Source organism: Kordia sp. (genome assembly GCF_050633145.1).
Lineage (GTDB): Bacteria > Bacteroidota > Bacteroidia > Flavobacteriales > Flavobacteriaceae > Kordia.
In genome coordinates this window covers 181,448-197,458 of the sequence record NZ_JBOEFY010000002.1, presented here as the reverse complement: position 1 = coordinate 197,458, position 16,011 = coordinate 181,448, and the positions used below count along the sequence as shown (strand labels likewise).

General features: G+C 33.5%; 16 protein-coding genes. 12 read left to right on the top strand and 4 right to left on the bottom strand.

Features of this window, described 5'->3' with window-relative positions; genetic code table 11:
- The first annotated feature begins 72 nt into the window (after positions 1-72).
- The 3 genes from ACRBBL_RS01335 (at position 73) to ACRBBL_RS01325 (ending at position 2,553) form a co-directional block, all read left to right on the top strand.
- A complete protein-coding gene (locus ACRBBL_RS01335) occupies positions 73-1,020 on the top strand; it encodes a M28 family metallopeptidase (RefSeq protein WP_431367229.1) in 948 nt (315 codons plus the stop codon).
- Between the two features lie 83 nt (positions 1,021-1,103).
- Positions 1,104-1,784 (top strand): SDR family NAD(P)-dependent oxidoreductase, encoded by a 681-nt coding sequence (locus ACRBBL_RS01330; RefSeq protein WP_431367228.1) that lies wholly within the window; start codon positions 1,104-1,106, stop codon positions 1,782-1,784.
- A 100-nt stretch (positions 1,785-1,884) separates the two neighbouring features.
- A complete protein-coding gene (locus ACRBBL_RS01325) occupies positions 1,885-2,553 on the top strand; it encodes a YceI family protein (protein WP_431367227.1) in 669 nt (222 codons plus the stop codon).
- A gap of 93 nt (positions 2,554-2,646) precedes the next feature.
- Here ACRBBL_RS01325 and ACRBBL_RS01320 read toward each other — a convergent pair whose 3' ends face one another.
- Entirely contained in the window at positions 2,647-3,423 is a 777-nt protein-coding gene (locus ACRBBL_RS01320; RefSeq protein WP_431367226.1) for a thioredoxin domain-containing protein, read from the bottom strand.
- Between the two features lie 226 nt (positions 3,424-3,649).
- On the opposite strand from ACRBBL_RS01320, the gene ACRBBL_RS01315 reads away from it, so the two are divergent.
- From ACRBBL_RS01315 to ACRBBL_RS01300, 4 genes are all read left to right on the top strand, one after another.
- Positions 3,650-5,152: a ferritin-like domain-containing protein gene (locus ACRBBL_RS01315; protein ID WP_431367225.1), complete on the top strand. Its 1,503-nt coding sequence runs from the start codon at positions 3,650-3,652 to the stop codon at positions 5,150-5,152.
- A gap of 17 nt (positions 5,153-5,169) precedes the next feature.
- Positions 5,170-5,916 (top strand): hypothetical protein, encoded by a 747-nt coding sequence (locus ACRBBL_RS01310; RefSeq protein WP_431367224.1) that lies wholly within the window; start codon positions 5,170-5,172, stop codon positions 5,914-5,916.
- 94 nt (positions 5,917-6,010) lie between these two features.
- Entirely contained in the window at positions 6,011-7,006 is a 996-nt protein-coding gene (gene bufB, locus ACRBBL_RS01305) for an MNIO family bufferin maturase (protein WP_431367223.1), read from the top strand.
- On the top strand, positions 7,003-7,821 hold the full coding sequence (locus ACRBBL_RS01300) for an HvfC/BufC family peptide modification chaperone (RefSeq protein WP_431367222.1): 819 nt from the start codon (positions 7,003-7,005) through the stop codon (positions 7,819-7,821). Before bufB ends, ACRBBL_RS01300 begins: the two co-directional genes overlap by 4 nt.
- A gap of 181 nt (positions 7,822-8,002) precedes the next feature.
- Here the strand turns inward: ACRBBL_RS01300 and ACRBBL_RS01295 are convergent, their stop codons facing one another.
- Positions 8,003-8,497, bottom strand: a complete 495-nt coding sequence (locus tag ACRBBL_RS01295; protein WP_431367221.1) for a hypothetical protein — start codon at positions 8,495-8,497, stop codon at positions 8,003-8,005.
- A gap of 80 nt (positions 8,498-8,577) precedes the next feature.
- A complete protein-coding gene (locus ACRBBL_RS01290) occupies positions 8,578-9,513 on the bottom strand; it encodes a hypothetical protein (protein WP_431367220.1) in 936 nt (311 codons plus the stop codon).
- Positions 9,514-9,647: 134 nt separating this feature from the next.
- On the opposite strand from ACRBBL_RS01290, the gene ACRBBL_RS01285 reads away from it, so the two are divergent.
- From ACRBBL_RS01285 to ACRBBL_RS01275, 3 genes are all read left to right on the top strand, one after another.
- Positions 9,648-10,589, top strand: coding sequence for a DUF4349 domain-containing protein (locus tag ACRBBL_RS01285; protein ID WP_431367219.1), 942 nt, complete (start codon positions 9,648-9,650; stop codon positions 10,587-10,589).
- Between the two features lie 5 nt (positions 10,590-10,594).
- A complete protein-coding gene (locus ACRBBL_RS01280) occupies positions 10,595-11,245 on the top strand; it encodes a TIGR02117 family protein (protein WP_431367218.1) in 651 nt (216 codons plus the stop codon).
- A 114-nt stretch (positions 11,246-11,359) separates the two neighbouring features.
- Positions 11,360-11,959: a SprT-like domain-containing protein gene (locus tag ACRBBL_RS01275; protein WP_431367217.1), complete on the top strand. Its 600-nt coding sequence runs from the start codon at positions 11,360-11,362 to the stop codon at positions 11,957-11,959.
- A 4-nt stretch (positions 11,960-11,963) separates the two neighbouring features.
- On the opposite strand, the gene ACRBBL_RS01270 is transcribed toward ACRBBL_RS01275, so the two are convergent.
- Positions 11,964-13,121: a hypothetical protein gene (locus ACRBBL_RS01270; protein ID WP_431367216.1), complete on the bottom strand. Its 1,158-nt coding sequence runs from the start codon at positions 13,119-13,121 to the stop codon at positions 11,964-11,966.
- Between the two features lie 255 nt (positions 13,122-13,376).
- Between ACRBBL_RS01270 and ACRBBL_RS01265 the strand changes: the two genes are divergently transcribed.
- Positions 13,377-14,453, top strand: coding sequence for a mannose-1-phosphate guanylyltransferase (locus tag ACRBBL_RS01265; RefSeq protein WP_431367270.1), 1,077 nt, complete (start codon positions 13,377-13,379; stop codon positions 14,451-14,453).
- Between the two features lie 5 nt (positions 14,454-14,458).
- The gene (locus tag ACRBBL_RS01260) at positions 14,459-15,949 is read left to right on the top strand and encodes a DUF389 domain-containing protein (protein WP_431367215.1); all 1,491 of its coding nucleotides are present in this window, start codon (positions 14,459-14,461) and stop codon (positions 15,947-15,949) included.
- Positions 15,950-16,011 lie beyond the last annotated feature (62 nt).

Below are 16,011 nucleotides of genomic sequence, written 5' to 3'. Positions count from 1 at the left end.
TCACATAAAAAATCCCACGCAAGTGGGATTTTTTGTTTAAATCAATCACCAATCAAAAAAAAAACAGCAATCATGAAACACTTAAAAAACATATTAGGAATCTGTCTTGTGTCATTATCAATCATCTCTTGTGGAACAAAAGAAATTGTTATTAAAGCGCAAGAAGTAGATGACATTGTAACCTATTTAGCTTCTGATGAATTGGAAGGAAGAGACACAGGAAGTGAAGGAATTGAAAAAGCAGCAAGTTATATTGAAAACTACTTTAAAGATTTAGGTGTAAAACCATACTTTGATACATATCGTGATAGCTTTACAGTAAAAGGAAAAAATGCATTCAATGTAGTTGGATATCTAGAAGGAACTGATCCAGACTTAAAAAATGAATTTGTAATCATTGGTGCACATTACGATCACATTGGATTTGCAGAACCTGTAGGAGATGACAAAATTGCCAATGGAGCTAATGATAATGCAGCTGGTGTAGGAACAGTATTGACAATGGCGAAATACTTTGCAAAAACAAAAAGCAACAAAAGAAGCATCTTATTCACATTATTCTCTGCGGAAGAAAAAGGACTATTAGGTTCAAAGTATTTAGCAGAAACTCTAAAAAAGGAAAACTTAAATTTATATTTAATGTTGAATTTTGAAATGGTTGGTGTACCATTGATCGATAAAGACTATGTAGCGTACGCTAGTGGATATGAAAGATCAAATTTAGCAGAAAAGATGAACGAATATGCAGGGAAAAAAATCGTAGGTTTCTTCCCTAAAGCAAAAGAATACCAATTATTCTATAGATCTGATAACTATCCATTCTTTAAAGAATTTAATGTGCCAAGTCAAACATTCTGTACATTTGATTTTACCAATTTTGATCATTATCACAAAGTAGGAGATTCATCAGATAAAATGAATTTCGATCATATGGCAGCTTTTGTAAACACGTTTATTCCTGCAGTAAAAAAAGCGGTAAATGCTGATAGTAAAGAAATCAAATTAAAACCGTCAAAGTAATTCTTTAAGTTGAAATTTAAAAAGTAATAGTTGCATCATGCTGAACTTGATTCAGCATGACAGAAAGCTAAGTGAAATTCATTATGAAAAACGTCATCATTACAGGAACAAGTAGAGGAATTGGTTTTGAACTGGTACACTTATTCGCAAACGCAGGATACAATGTATTAGCATTATCAAGAAATGAAAAACCAATTTCGAATCTTACCTATGACAATATTACCTCATTTGCATTCGATTTATGCAAACCAGAAGATTATGGTAGAGTCACAGATTTTGTCAAAGAAAACTGGGAACAAGTAGATGTAGTAATTCACAATGCAGGTTCGTTACTTAATAAACCATTTGCCGAAACAACCATGGAGGATTTCGAATGGATTTACAAAGTCAATGTATTCGGTGTAGCAGAATTGAGTCGTGTATTATTGCCACACATGGTTTCTGGAAGTCATGTTGTAACTATCAGTTCTATGGGTGGAATTCAAGGAAGTATGAAATTCCCTGGATTGGCAGCGTATAGTTCTTCAAAAGGTGCTGTAATTACCTTGGTAGAATTATTAGCGGAAGAACACAAAGAAACAGGAATTGCGTTCAATGTGTTGGCTCTAGGCGCAGTTCAAACAGAAATGCTGGCAGAAGCTTTCCCAGGATATAAAGCGCCTTTAACAGCCTTGGAAATGGCAGAATACATTTACGATTTTTCACTCAACGGAAACAAATTCTATAACGGAAAAATATTGCAAGTTTCGAGTTCGACGCCGTAATTCTATTTGTAAATACCTTTTTTGACACTTTTTTTACATTTGATTTACATATTTAATAGGCAGCTCGTTCTATATTCGTGGAAATGTAAAAAATGAACTCATGAAAAAAATCAAGAATATTGTTTTACCATTAATCGTAGTAGCAATCATACTAGTGGCTAGTGGATATACTAAAAGCGAATCAAATACTGAACAAAAAGAAAATCTTCAAACAGTAGAAAGCAAAGAAAATCAGACCATAAATCTATTTGTAACACACGGACATTGTAGTACGCCGTTTGCAGGTATTGTAAATGATTTAAAATTAGATATTGTTTCACGTAGTGATCAGGGAAATCCTTTGGAAGATATGCAGATTTCTTTTGAAGTAGATCCAAATACATTTAACGTTTGCAGAGCAGAAGAATTAACGGCAACAATAAGAAAGCCTGGATTATTTGTTGGAGAGCATAATGAAAAAATCACCTTCAAATCTACGAATGTATATACGATGGGATTGGATTGGTATCAAGTAAATGGTAAAATGTCCATCAAAGGAATCGAAAAAGATGTGAAGTTTTTTGTGACTGGTATTAGAGATTCAAAAGATGCCATGGCGAGTTCGCTTGTGTTAAGTGGTCAAGTAAACCTATTTGATTGGGGAATTGACTATGATAAAATCGTAAGTGGAAAATCAGATAGTGTTCCAACAAAATTACTGTATATAAACATGAAATTTGATGTTCCAACTTATCAAACAGTATTTACAGTTTTAGAAGCGGGACAATAAATTTTTATATAACACTAAACAATATAAATGATTTCTAAAACAAAAAAGGAAGCCAATTGGCTTCCTTTTTTTTATATCTAAAAATGATAAGACCTACATCTTATCAATAATGTTTTCAATCAATTCGGTTGTAGAACCATAACTTAAACCTTCTCGTTTTGCAATATCAACCGCTTTTTTAGCAGTCTTTAAAGCTTTTGTATAGTTTCCTGTTTTGTATAACAAAGCTGCATGTGTATCTACATTATAATACGTAGCTTCCAATTCAATAGAACGCTCCACAATTTTAATTGCTTTTAATAACGAACCAATATCGTCATGTTCTTTATAAGTATGCCAAGCCAATGAATTCAATCGTGTAGAAGAATTCCAAATCTTATCTAAAGTAGCTTGACTAAATTCGTCAGAATCACCATGTTTAGCGCTTGCATCATAAAAACTATCATCATCAGTTTCTGTAGACTCAATAACAGTTTCTTCTATTTCTGTTTCAGAATCTCCACTCATGTGTTTCTTAACCAAATTTTCCATTTTTGTTTTACTCATAGCGCCTTCAATCTGTTCTAAATTTGAGCTGTTATAAATAAACAAATACGTTGGCATCGCAGAAATTCCTAAAGCATCGTCAACCTGACTCTTGTCAACATCTATTTTGTAAAAGTCAACGCGATCCTTATACTTTGCATTCAACTCTTTTAAAATTGGGTCCATACGTTTACAAGGTCCACACCAAGTTGCGTAAAAATCTAAAACGATCAATCGATCATTATTAACGAGTAACTTAGATTCAGCGTTCTCGTCTGTCAACTCAGTTTGCGCAAAGGAGGGAATTGCAACACAAAGCATCAGAAAAAGCAATACTTTTTTCATAATAGTAAATTTAATTTGTTTAAAAATATATAAAAAAAATCGTGCCAAAAAATAATCAAGGACTATTTAGATGTAATTCTCTTGTTCTTAGTTGAATGATAAATGCTGTATTCTCAAATATTTGTAGTAATTTATCCAAGAAATAAAACAAGTATTTCTACGGTTTTATGAATAAAAGAGAACACCTACATTTAAAAAACACTATATAATAAAACTAACTAACATTATGAATGGACTACTCTTTCAGTTGCCAGTAACGGTAACTAAGTCAAATCTCAAACAAGCAATGCAGCAAGCTATTGAAATTGAGATTGCCACAATTCCAGTGTATTTGTACACCTACTATTCAATCAATAGAAATCCCTCGCAGTCTGATGTGGAAGCACATATTCTTTCAGACATGAAAGCGAGTCAAAAAGGTAAGAAAAACAAAAGGACAGATGCCGAACTGCAACAAGCAGCAGCACAATTGGCATTAGAAATTATGGTTTTTGCCAACAAAGCAGGTGGATTAATTATGAGTGTAGCAGTAGAAGAAATGTTACATATGTCATTATCTTCCAACATTAAAAACGCTTTAAAACCACCGTATGGAGGAATTCCGTCATTAGTTGGGAAAACACCAAAAGTTTGGCCAGCATATTTACCAGGACATGTTCCTGCGTTTGAAATTAATAGAGGGAAACTTTCGTTAGAACAATTGCATGCATTTCTGCTGATTGAAAGTCCACTTCCATTCAATGTTGATAAAGCAGAAAAAGGACAAGCGATTGAGTATACTACAATTGGTGAATACTACGATCAAATCATAAACTGTATTAAAACAGAATTGAAAGATTCAGATTTTAATGGAGATGCGCCACAACTACTTCCTGAAAAAGGATACTATGCACAAAATAATATTGATACGATCTATTATGATGAAAACCACAAGCCACAATTTCCAAATGCGGATGATAGTGGCGGATTGGTACATGTAAAAGGTAAAGACTCTGCAATCCATGCAATGAATGAAATCATTGAGCAAGGAGAAGGATCAAAAACGCCTTTATACACACCAAAAGGAAAAATAGAAATCGTTGGCGATCACTTAACACCAGATGGAAAAGTAGTATGTCCAGTAACTCCAGTTGGAGATGAAGGAACAAACTCTGGTGATTATGATGATAAAAATAAAAAAGAACTATCGCACTTTGATAAATTCTTAGAAGTATACTGTACTATTCAAAGAAAAAATAGCGAATTAAATACGTTCTTGAACACTAAGAATTTCGATTTTACAAAATACTTCGTAAAAGATCTTCCTAAAAACCCAAGTACTTCAAACTATCCAAAAGCCATTCAAGATGTTTCAAATCTTACGAATGCAATTTATACATATATATTTATAATGGCAGAAGCATGTTACAAAACTGCTGGTCACAAACAATATGAAATCTTTATGTTTGGAATTCACAAATCTATGATTTGGTTGCTAGACAACTTATGTGGAACGATGTCTGGATTAAGTTATACTGATAGTAGCGGTGAAAAACAAAGCGTTGCTGCAACTTTAGAAGACTATGACTTTGCAAACTCTTCGAGTCCAAAATCGCAAATAATAGACTTAGCTGGAATTGCAATGGCATCAAGTCCAATTGTATCTCAAACGTTATTGAGCAGAATCAAAGACTTACCAGATGTGCCACTTGAAGCATATTTAGTAGAAAACAACAAAGGGATTTTATAATTAAAAGCAGTAAAGAGATGAAAAATTTTAAATATAGCGCAGTAAATAGCTGCGGAGCAAATAGTTGTGGAAGCAGCGGAGGAAGTAGTAGCGGATCAAATAGTTGTAGCAGTGGCAGTAGTAGTGGATCTAATGGTTGTGGTGGTAGCGGAACAACTACACCGTCAAAACAAAAAGACATTGCTGTGCCTTTAGAACTACATGCATGTATGGGATTAAATGCCTGTAAAGGACATGATCGTTATGGAACAAATGATTGTGCAGGAACAGGATATTGCGCAACGCAAGTTCATAGTTGTCATACCTTAAACAATTGTCGTGGTCAAGGAGGATGCGGATTATACGGAGATACAGAAGAGCAATGTAAACCAGGTGCAAACGATTGTGCATGGCAAGGAAGTTGCGGAACACCGATTCCGGCAGAACGTTTCATTACACAAGGACCAAACAAAGGAAGAAGTGTTTGGCAATTGGCACGTAAACTGTTTGAAGATCGTATGGATAAATCTCGTAGAACGGTAAGTGATGCACCTTTTAAATATGGACCGCCAGTAAAATGGTTAGAAGCGAATGGAAGAGGAGAATCTTGCGGAAGTAGTGGAGATAAATACTGTTCTTTTGGACTGAATGATCCAGCTACGAGTGCTAACGAATTCTGTGAAGAAAGTAGTAAAGAAATGAAAAATACGATGGAAAACTGCGTTTGCACGGAAGAAAAGGACAAGAAGAAAAAGAAAACTAAAAAGAAGGCTTCTAAGAAGTAATATAAAGGTATTGGGTGTTTGGTATTAGGTATTAGGAAAGTTTCTAAGTACATTTTTAAGTTTGAAAAGTTTATTAATTTAATCTTAAGTTTTTATGCTCACAAACACCCAACACCCAACACCCAACACCCAACACCCAACACCCAAAAAACCAATGCAACAAAAAGTACAACAACTTCCTGATTTAGGCTTAGGTTTAGGTTTGCGAGGAGAACATTTTAATCATATTTTGGAGCACAAGCCAGCTGTAGATTGGTTAGAAATCATCTCAGAAAACTTTATGGATTCTGGCGGAAGACCAAGATATGTATTAGATCAAATAGCAGAACAGTATCCAATTGTAATGCACGGAGTTTCAATGTCGATTGGAAGTACAGATCCGTTAAATTTTGAATATCTAAAACGATTAAAAAAACTCGCAGATGAAATCAATCCGAAATGGATTAGTGATCATTTGTGTTGGACAGGTGTTTTGAGTCTCAATTCACACGATTTATTGCCAGTTGTACTCAATGAAGAAAGTTTAAAACTCATCACTACAAAAATAAAACAAGTGCAAGACTATCTAGAACGACCATTAATTCTAGAAAACCCAAGTACGTATTTAACCTTTCAGCAATCAACCATTCCAGAATGGCAATTTTTAAAACACATGGTAGAAGAAACTGATTGCGGTTTATTGCTCGATGTAAATAATGTCTATGTGTCTTCGTTCAATAATGAATTTGACCCGATAGAATATATTGAAGGTTTACCGCACGAAAGTATTGTACAAATGCATTTGGCGGGACATCAACACAACGGAGATCATATTATTGATACACATGATAGTCCTGTGGTTGATCCTGTTTGGGAATTATTCAGTTTAGCTTGGGAACGCACTGGCGGAACGTCAACGCTATTAGAATGGGATGGAAATATTCCTGAATTTGATGTCTGTCATGCAGAATTACTAAAGGCTAAAAACTATATGAATGGTTTCAAAAAACAATTTATAACACCTGAAACGACACAACAAGAAACGGAAACTGTGTCAAACCCAATTGATTTTATGGTGACAAACGTGGCAAAAGATTTTGTAGACTCATGAAAATTATAAAAGACGCATCGCGAGAAGCAGCCGAAAAAAGTTTTGCGCAAATTCAACAATGGATGCAAAATCAATTAATGCATCCACAGTTTGCTGGCGATTATGAAGCATATGTAAAATCGACTTCAAAACTTTCTGCCAAACAGCATGTAAATATTTATCAACGCAGTTATATAGCGCGTTTGCGCGATTGTATGGTAGCACAATTTCCTGCCTTAAGTCATGCACTAGGAAGACAATTGTTTTTACAATTTGCAGATTTATACTTACTTGAATATCCTTCTAAAAGTTACACACTAGGTGATTTAGGACAACATTTTGGAGCATTTTTAGAAGAAACACGTCCCGATAAAGATGCTGAAATCAAAGAAACTTGGCCCGATTTTATGATTGAATTGGCAGACTTTGAGTTTTTAATCAATAATAGTTTTGATGAAAAGGTTCATGAAAATCACCAAAAAGCAACCCTAGAAACTAAGGAAGAAAGTTTGCAATTAGTACCTGTATTTCATTTGTTAAAACATGAACATCCAATCAGTTTGTATTACAAAGAAGCTGTAAATGACCGCGATCCGCAGTTGCCATTTCCACAAGAAAGTTACTGTGCATTATTACGTCGCAATTACCGATTGGGTCTTTTTGAAATATATCCGATACAATATCATTTCTTAGCTAAATTCAAAGAAACACAATCCATTACACAAGCAAAACAATTTTTAGTCAATCAATTTAAGGTTGATGCTGACGAATTAGAAAACCACTGGCAACAATGGAAAACAAAATGGTTGGAAGAAGGGTTTTTTGTGAAGCAATAAGATGTGAAAACAAAACGTCAGATCGAGTGGCGAATCTGTGATTCGTTGTATCGAGATCTGCTTCAAAACGATCACTTTTCAAAGTACTTCTCGATACAATTTTCTATCGAAAATCACTCGAAGTGACGTTTAAAAAATCTAACAAGTCTAAAAGCAGCGCAAGTCTAAAAATCTAACAAGTCTAACGATCTAACTTCTCAAACCTAAACGTAGTATTCAAGTTTTCGGTATCATCAATCATAATACTAGTACGCTTAATAATAACTAACACGCTATCTTTCTGTTTATATGTTGAATTAATCAAAGAAGTATAAACTAATTTCTGAGTAAAAACACTATCATTTCGCGATTCCATATTCTCAGAAAACTTCAAATCTTCTATTTTAATGGTTTCGATAGAATCTGAAAGTGATTTCGTAAACTTGTTGGAGTCTGCCAATTGTTCTTTAATAGCTTCTGCAAACTCAGGATGTTTTGTCGCTAAAATTTGCGCTTCGTAATTGGCTTGCAACTTTGTTGAAATCTCAGTATTCAAATTTCCAGGAGTGCTGAAACTAAAACCTTCGCTTTTAAAGTCAGCATCAATCTTGGATTTATCAATTGTAAAATCGTAACCTTTTCCTTTTGCATCATCCAACAAACCATCCTTATCTACGGATAATTCTTCACTTTTCATTTTAGAATTCTCTGATTTCGGAGCAGATTGATTGCACGAAATACACAAAAGGAAACCGAATATGTACAATAGCTTTCTCATCATTGAATCATAAATTTAAGTTTCACAATCTTTTCATTCGCATAGACTTTATCTAGAATTTGCATCTTTTTCAATGTACTTGTCGGAATCGTTAATAAATTAATGAATTCCTTTTTTGTATACATTTCAATTCCAATAGCATTCTTAAACACACGATAAATTTGTGCATTCTCCGAAATCAATTCATTCAATTGTGCACGGCGTTTTTTCCAATCGTCTTTATTTCCATTTGCATAATACAACAACATTAACGCGTAATCATCCGTTTGCAATTGTACTGTTTTATGTGTGCTCGAATTAATATGTCGTACAATCGTATCTGTTTTATGATATGGCGATTTTACAACAAATTTCAATTCATTTTCGGGAGTTGTATAGGAGAAACAACCCAAACTATCGGTTTTAAAATACAATGAAGATTCGTTCTTTCGAATGACTTCAATATCTAAGGGAATCTTTGTAATCGCTTCCCGCTGATCGGCATCAGTAAAGCAAAACGTAAAGGTATTTCCTGTTGGGTACAAACTATATACTCCAAAAGCAAGCAATGGAAGCAATAACAATAACCAGAGAAATTTAGGAAAGGTTCTTCTAACTTTTTCAGTTTCAACTTCAACTTCAGATTCAGATTCAGATTCAACTTCAATTTCAGAGTGTTGTTTCACAAAATCATTCCAATTGTCAAAACCGACATACGCACTTAACAAATTCAACATATCAATACGCGGTAACTTTTCAGTATCATTCTTTATATAAGTATAAAACCATTTTTCGCTAATACTGCCTTTGGTTTTACTGCGTAAATCTTCTTGAAAATCTGTAATCGTATTTCCTTTCCATTCACGAATATCGCTTGAAACCGAATGTGTAGCTAAAAAAGTAGCTGCAATTTGCTGTTTTAAGAGTGAAAAGTGATATGTTTTTTCTGTGCTCAATTAATATGTAAAAATCAGATTTTCAGTGTTTTGTATTTTGTAAATTAATTTACAAAGCTGTTACAAGTCATTTACAAAGCTTCTTGTAGAAACTCCGATAGGTTTGTATTCGTAATCCTTAAAAATATAAAATTATGAATGCAATCACACGAAAACATATGGTTAAATCTTCACTATTCATTTTTCTGTTACTATTTTTCATGTCTTGTCATGAAAGCAGTAGTCCAGATTACCTGAAAGAAGAAGTCACTCTAGAAAATGTAGACCTCAGAAATGATTATGATGGTGTAGATGATAAATCGCTAAGCATAGACAAGTTAGATTTCGATTCTAAAGGAAAAGATCAAGGTTTTAAATATACGCAGATTGAAACCGATCAAACGGATCAAACCTTATCCTCAAATGTTCCTGAAAACTTAAAGATCATCAAAACCGCAAGTACGCGCTATAAAGTGAAAGATATTGGAAAAGCGTTGGTAGACATAAAACAAATGTTGTACAAGAACGATGGTTATATTTCAGAATTGCGATATGATAAAAATTATCATGAAAAGAAAAATAGATTTACGATAAAAATTCCAAAGGAAAAATTTGACATTGTATTAGATGGCATTCAGAAATTTGCCGAAGAAACCGATTATGTAAATATTTCAACTACAGATGTCACTGAAAAATACATGGACGCGCAAACCCGATTAGACACTAAAATAGAAGTGAAAGAACGTTTGGAAGCTGTGTTGCGCAAAAATGCAAAAACAGTGAAAGATATTCTGGCAACAGAAAGTCAATTGCGTATCATTCAAGAAGAAATAGAAGTAGTACAAGGGAGATTAAAGTACATGAGCAATAGAGTTGCGTACAGTACAATTCAAGTAGAAATTTATGAAACTATTGAATACAAAGAACAGCCAGTTGCTTATAAAAAAGGATTTGGTGCGAAACTTAAAGCAAGTTTATTAACTGGTTGGAATTTTATTCAAGAGCTATTGTTGGGAATCTTATCAGTATGGCCAATTGTAATACTAATTGTTGTTGGATTGATCTTTTTTAGAAGATGGAGAAAATCTAGAAAATAATATATATGAAGCTAATCAAAAAAATAGCTAAATGGATAGGTTGTATCTTGTTGATTCCTGTAGTATACTTATTAATTTCCTTTATCTGTACAGCAATTACAGTAAATAGTACAACTACTGAAGAAACACCATATACAATCTATCTCTCTACAAATGGAGTGCATTTAGACATCATTATGCCCATAGGAAATATACAAGATGAACTTAGTGAAAACTTGAAAGATGAATTGGATAGTGCTAAATATCTCTCGTTTGGTTGGGGCGATGAAAATTTCTATTTACATACACGGACTTGGGACGATTTAACGTTTTCTAATGCATTTAGCGCTATGTTTCTAAAAAGTTCTACATTAATGCATGTGACAAAATATAATACAAAACGAAGTTCGTGGGTAGCTATACAAATTTCAATATCACAACTGACTACGTTAAATAGTTATATAGAAGCATCTTTCCAAAAAGATACTACGGGAAATACGATAAAGTTAGAAGGTGAAAGTTATGGTGTAAATGATATATTTTACAGAGCTACAGGAAGTTATTCGTGTTTAAAGACCTGTAATACTTGGGTAAATCAAGGGTTTAAGGAAAGTAAAATCAAAGCTTGTTTATGGACACCTTTTGATGATGGATTGCTGAATAAACACAAAATATAATTGTACTCAAAAAATAATTTTATACAAACTGATGATTTCCGTTCCCTAAATCGTCAGTTTGTGTATATAAGAATGCTATAACGTTTCAAAACAAATGTGTACTTTTGTTGAACCGTGAAAGAAATACTAGCCAAATACATTCCTGAACGCGCCGTTGATCCTACTTTTGACTTAATAAAAGCGCACCAGGTACATTTAAAAATTGTGAATCAACGTGTCACACGACATGGAGATTACCGTAGAATGCCCGATGGTAGGCATATTATTACGGTAAATGCAGGCGAAAATAAATACCGTTTTTTTGTGACTTTGATTCATGAAATTGCACATTTAGTCGCTTATGAAAAACATGGACGTGCTATAAAACCACACGGAATCGAGTGGAAACGTACATTTCAACAATTGATGCTGCCGTTTATAAATCCACAAATATTTCCGACGAAGATTTTACCAATTGTAGCCAATCATTTCAAAAATCCAAAAGCCAGTAGTGATACAGACGCAAAATTTGCACTAGCATTAAAGCAATACGATCCAGAAAACGACAAAAACTATGTATTCGAAATTCCACATGGAAGCACATTCCGATTGCATAATGGTAAAATATTTCAGCGCGGAAACAAACGTGTAAAACGCTATGAATGTGTTGAGGTTGCTACAGGTCGTATGTACTTATTCAATCCAAATGCAGAGGTTGAGTTGTTGCGGAGTTAATCTATTATTCTTTAACAATATTCGTTAAAGATGCTTTCCAATTGGTAATTAAAAACGTATCGAGTATTCTATTGTCTTTGCCAATTACATAACAAATACGTAAACAATATTGTTTTCTATACGTATTGTAAAAAGCCTTATTAAAATCATTGTCTACATCAATATGTAAGCCGTTAGTTGCTTTTTTAATTTTTGAATCTACATGAAGAATATTGATGTTTGTATATGCATCACGCATGTCATAATACGCTTGTGTTGATGCTTTGTCGCCTCCGCAACCGCAAGAATTGGCAATAATAGTCAGTCTGTTATTTAGATTGACGCTTTTAATGGTATCTTTTTCAGTCGTAATAGCAGTAAATTCAGGTGCTAGCATACCAACTTGTGTTCCAATTTTTGTCTGAAAGTTGTCTTCTTTAATTAGTGTAATTTGCGATCCTGTGTCTGAAATACTATGAAATTTATAATATGTATTACCAAGCTTAATAAATTCTCCCAGAGACACAATATCACGGTTCGCAATTGTATTTTTATCTGTAATGACCGCTAACTGCGGATTGATATCGTAAGAAAAACTAGAGTTAAAAGGATCTGCTGCAGTTATTTTATAAGTTTTTTTATTGATGTTGAATGTTCCTATGAGGTGATCGCTTCTGCCAACAAGTAAGCTATTGTTGGAAGTACCAATCTTTAACCAAGAAAAATCTTGAATTGTTTGTATTCCTTCTGAAACACTAAAGTTGCACTTTACCAAGCTTTTATCTGAATTCCAGTCCATAGCTTCAATTGGTCTGATGCTGTCGTCTGTCAAATCGTTATTGTTGTTTTCGTCCACAATAAAAACGGCGTTTCCATCTTGAGTTCCTTTAATAATATCAACATAATAATGCTTTTTTTCTCTAAAGTTTGGCATGAATAAAAAGCGTTCTGCATTTTCAATTCTTTTTGGATATATGATTGAATACGGAAATTCACTAGTAACACTTTTAAACGTCGGAGTTGTTGCACCAATTTGAAACAAACCATCTCCTTTTTCCTTTGTCATTTTTACAAGTAAGGTGTCAGGAGTAGTAGGGAAATGATTTAAATCAGATTTTTTTTGTTTTTGGCAAGCTGTAAAAAAGAATAGTGATAAAAGAATACAATGGCTAATTGATTTCATGAAGTAGATTTTGTGCAAATTAAGATCGATGACTATAAAACGAATTCTTCTCATTTCTATTATACATACATTTTCAATTCATCGCTATTTTAAGAAAAAATGATATCTGTACTTTTAAAAAAGAGTTCAAACGTCCGATTATAATAACCGATCAACGTTATAAAGCCGTTAATAATCTACTCTTTTGTTATTTTTTTCAGCAATCTGTATTATATTGCTTGTATAATGGTAAACCTACCAATGAAAATGACAAAAATGAACAAGAATTATTATGCAATTCTCATGGCTGGCGGCGTAGGATCGCGTTTTTGGCCCGTAAGTACTTCTAGCTTTCCAAAGCAGTTTCACGATATGCTAGGAACGGGAGAAACCTTGATCCAAAAAACATTTCACAGACTATCGAAGTTAATTCCAAAAGAAAATATCTACATTCTTACGAATGAAAAATACAATGATCTTGTTCTAGAACAATTACCAGATGCAACGCAAAAGCAAGTGGTTTTAGAACCAGCTATGCGTAATACTGCGCCGTGTATTTTATATGCATCACTCAAAATTCAGAAAGAAAACCCAAATGCCGTAATGGTAGTCGCACCAAGCGATCATTGGATTGAAGATGAAACTGCTTTTATAAACAATTTACAAGCTTCTTTTACTAAATGTGCAGAAGAAAATGTGCTCATGACCTTGGGAATTCAGCCAACATTTGCCAATACAGGATACGGATATATAAACTTTGAAAAAAGTGAATCTGCTATTAAAAAAGTACACAAGTTCACGGAAAAACCAGATTACGAAACAGCGAAAAAGTTTTTAGCTAGTGGCGAATATTTGTGGAATGCTGGAATCTTTATTTGGAGTGTGGAAACAATTGTAACATCTTTTCAAAAATTTCAACCAATACTATACAAACTATTTGAGCAAGGTATTTCGGTATACAATACAGACTTTGAAGATGATTTTATTCGCGATAATTACGGTAGTGCCGAAAACATCTCAATTGACTACGCTATTATGGAGCACGCAACACAAGTATATGTATTGCCAGCTACGTTTGACTGGAATGATTTAGGAACTTGGGGAAGTTTGTATGATAAATTAGATAAAGAGGAAAACCGTAATGCAGTTGTAAATGCAAAACCTATATTACAAGATGCAAGCGGAAACATGATTCGAACGACTGGCAAAAAAGTCGTGGTAATTGATGGATTAAATGATTATATTGTCGTTGATAAAGAAGATGTTTTGTTGATTTATCCAAAAGCAAAAGAGCAAGACATTAAGAAAGTTTTACAAAAAGTCAAAGATACCTTTGGCGAAAATTACGGATAACACAGATGAGTACAGGAGGAGAAAATAAATTCAATTTTACTGAAGAAGAACCAAAAGAAGCTACAAATGGTAAACAGGTTGTAGATGATCCTAAAGGATTGTGGGAAGGATTTAAAAGGTTTATGCACAATCTTTTAGATATTCGTGATGATGTTGATAAAGATCAAACAATTGATGATGTAAAAAAAGATATTCCATTTAGAGGTGCTACCACGTGGATTTTAATTTGTTCCATCTTTATAGCTTCTGTCGGATTAAATGCAAATTCAACCGCAGTTGTAATTGGAGCCATGTTAATTTCTCCATTAATGGGACCAATCTTAGGAATGGGAATGTCCATTGCAATTAACGATATTGATACACTTCGTAAATCCTTGATCAACTTTGGTGTCATGGTTGTGATTAGTATATTGACAGCCTTTTTGTTCTTTAAATTCTTTCCATTACAAGAAGATTCTTCTGAATTATTAGCTAGAACCAAGCCTGATATTCGCGATGTGTTGATCGCTTTCTTTGGTGGTTTGGCATTGATTATTGCTAGAACGAAAAAAGGAACGATTGCTTCGGTAATTTTTGGAGTGGCAATTGCAACAGCCTTAATGCCGCCATTATGTACCGTTGGTTTTGGACTTGCCAAAGGAGGAACACAAGGACTGGAATTTGCCAGTGGAGCAATGTATTTATTCATTATTAATACAATTTTCATTGCATTAGCAACTTTTTTAGTATTAAAGCTTCTGCGTTTTCCAATGTTGAAATACGCCAATTCTGCGAAGCGAAAACGTATTTCACGCTTAGCATCTGTAGTGGCTTTAGTAGTGATGATTCCTGCTGTATGGACCTTTTGGAATGTATTGCAAGAAACTAATATAAAGAAGGATTATAAGCAATTTGTGAAAAAAATAGAAAGTAACCCAGAAGTTTGGTTGCAAAAACGAGACGAGGATTTAGATCTTGATAATAAAACCATATTTCTACATTTCAACGGGGAAGTTTCATCTGTTTTAGAGGCTCAATATAAAAGTGATATCAAAAACTATGAGAGTATTAAAGATTTTGAATTAAAAGTTTTTGGTAATAAAAATAGAAGTGTAGATAAAATATCAGATGCCTTAGATAGAGCATACAAAGATTTAGATCAAAAAGAATTAGTGATTAAAGGTTTAGAGCAACAAATATCCGATTTAAAACTACAGGTTTCAAGTTTACAAGAACGACTAGAATCTGAAGCTTCTAAAGAAGATGAAAATTATGTTGCTTTTAGTTCATTATCCAAAGATGCAAAAATTAAATATAGAGATTTACGTCAGTTCGGATTTGCCAAAATGTTAAGTTCTCAAGACTTTCAACAAGTAGATACCATTCCTGTAGCTGCTGTAAAATGGAACCCTGAATTAACTGATAGTATTCAAACCATTCGTGAAGCAGAACTGAAAGTATGGTTGCGTCAAAAACTTGCGCTAGATACCTTGATTGTAGAACGCATTCGAGAGTAAATCATATAAAATAATCATATTGAAAAAGCGAACTTATTATGGTTCGCTTTTTTCTTCTAAAT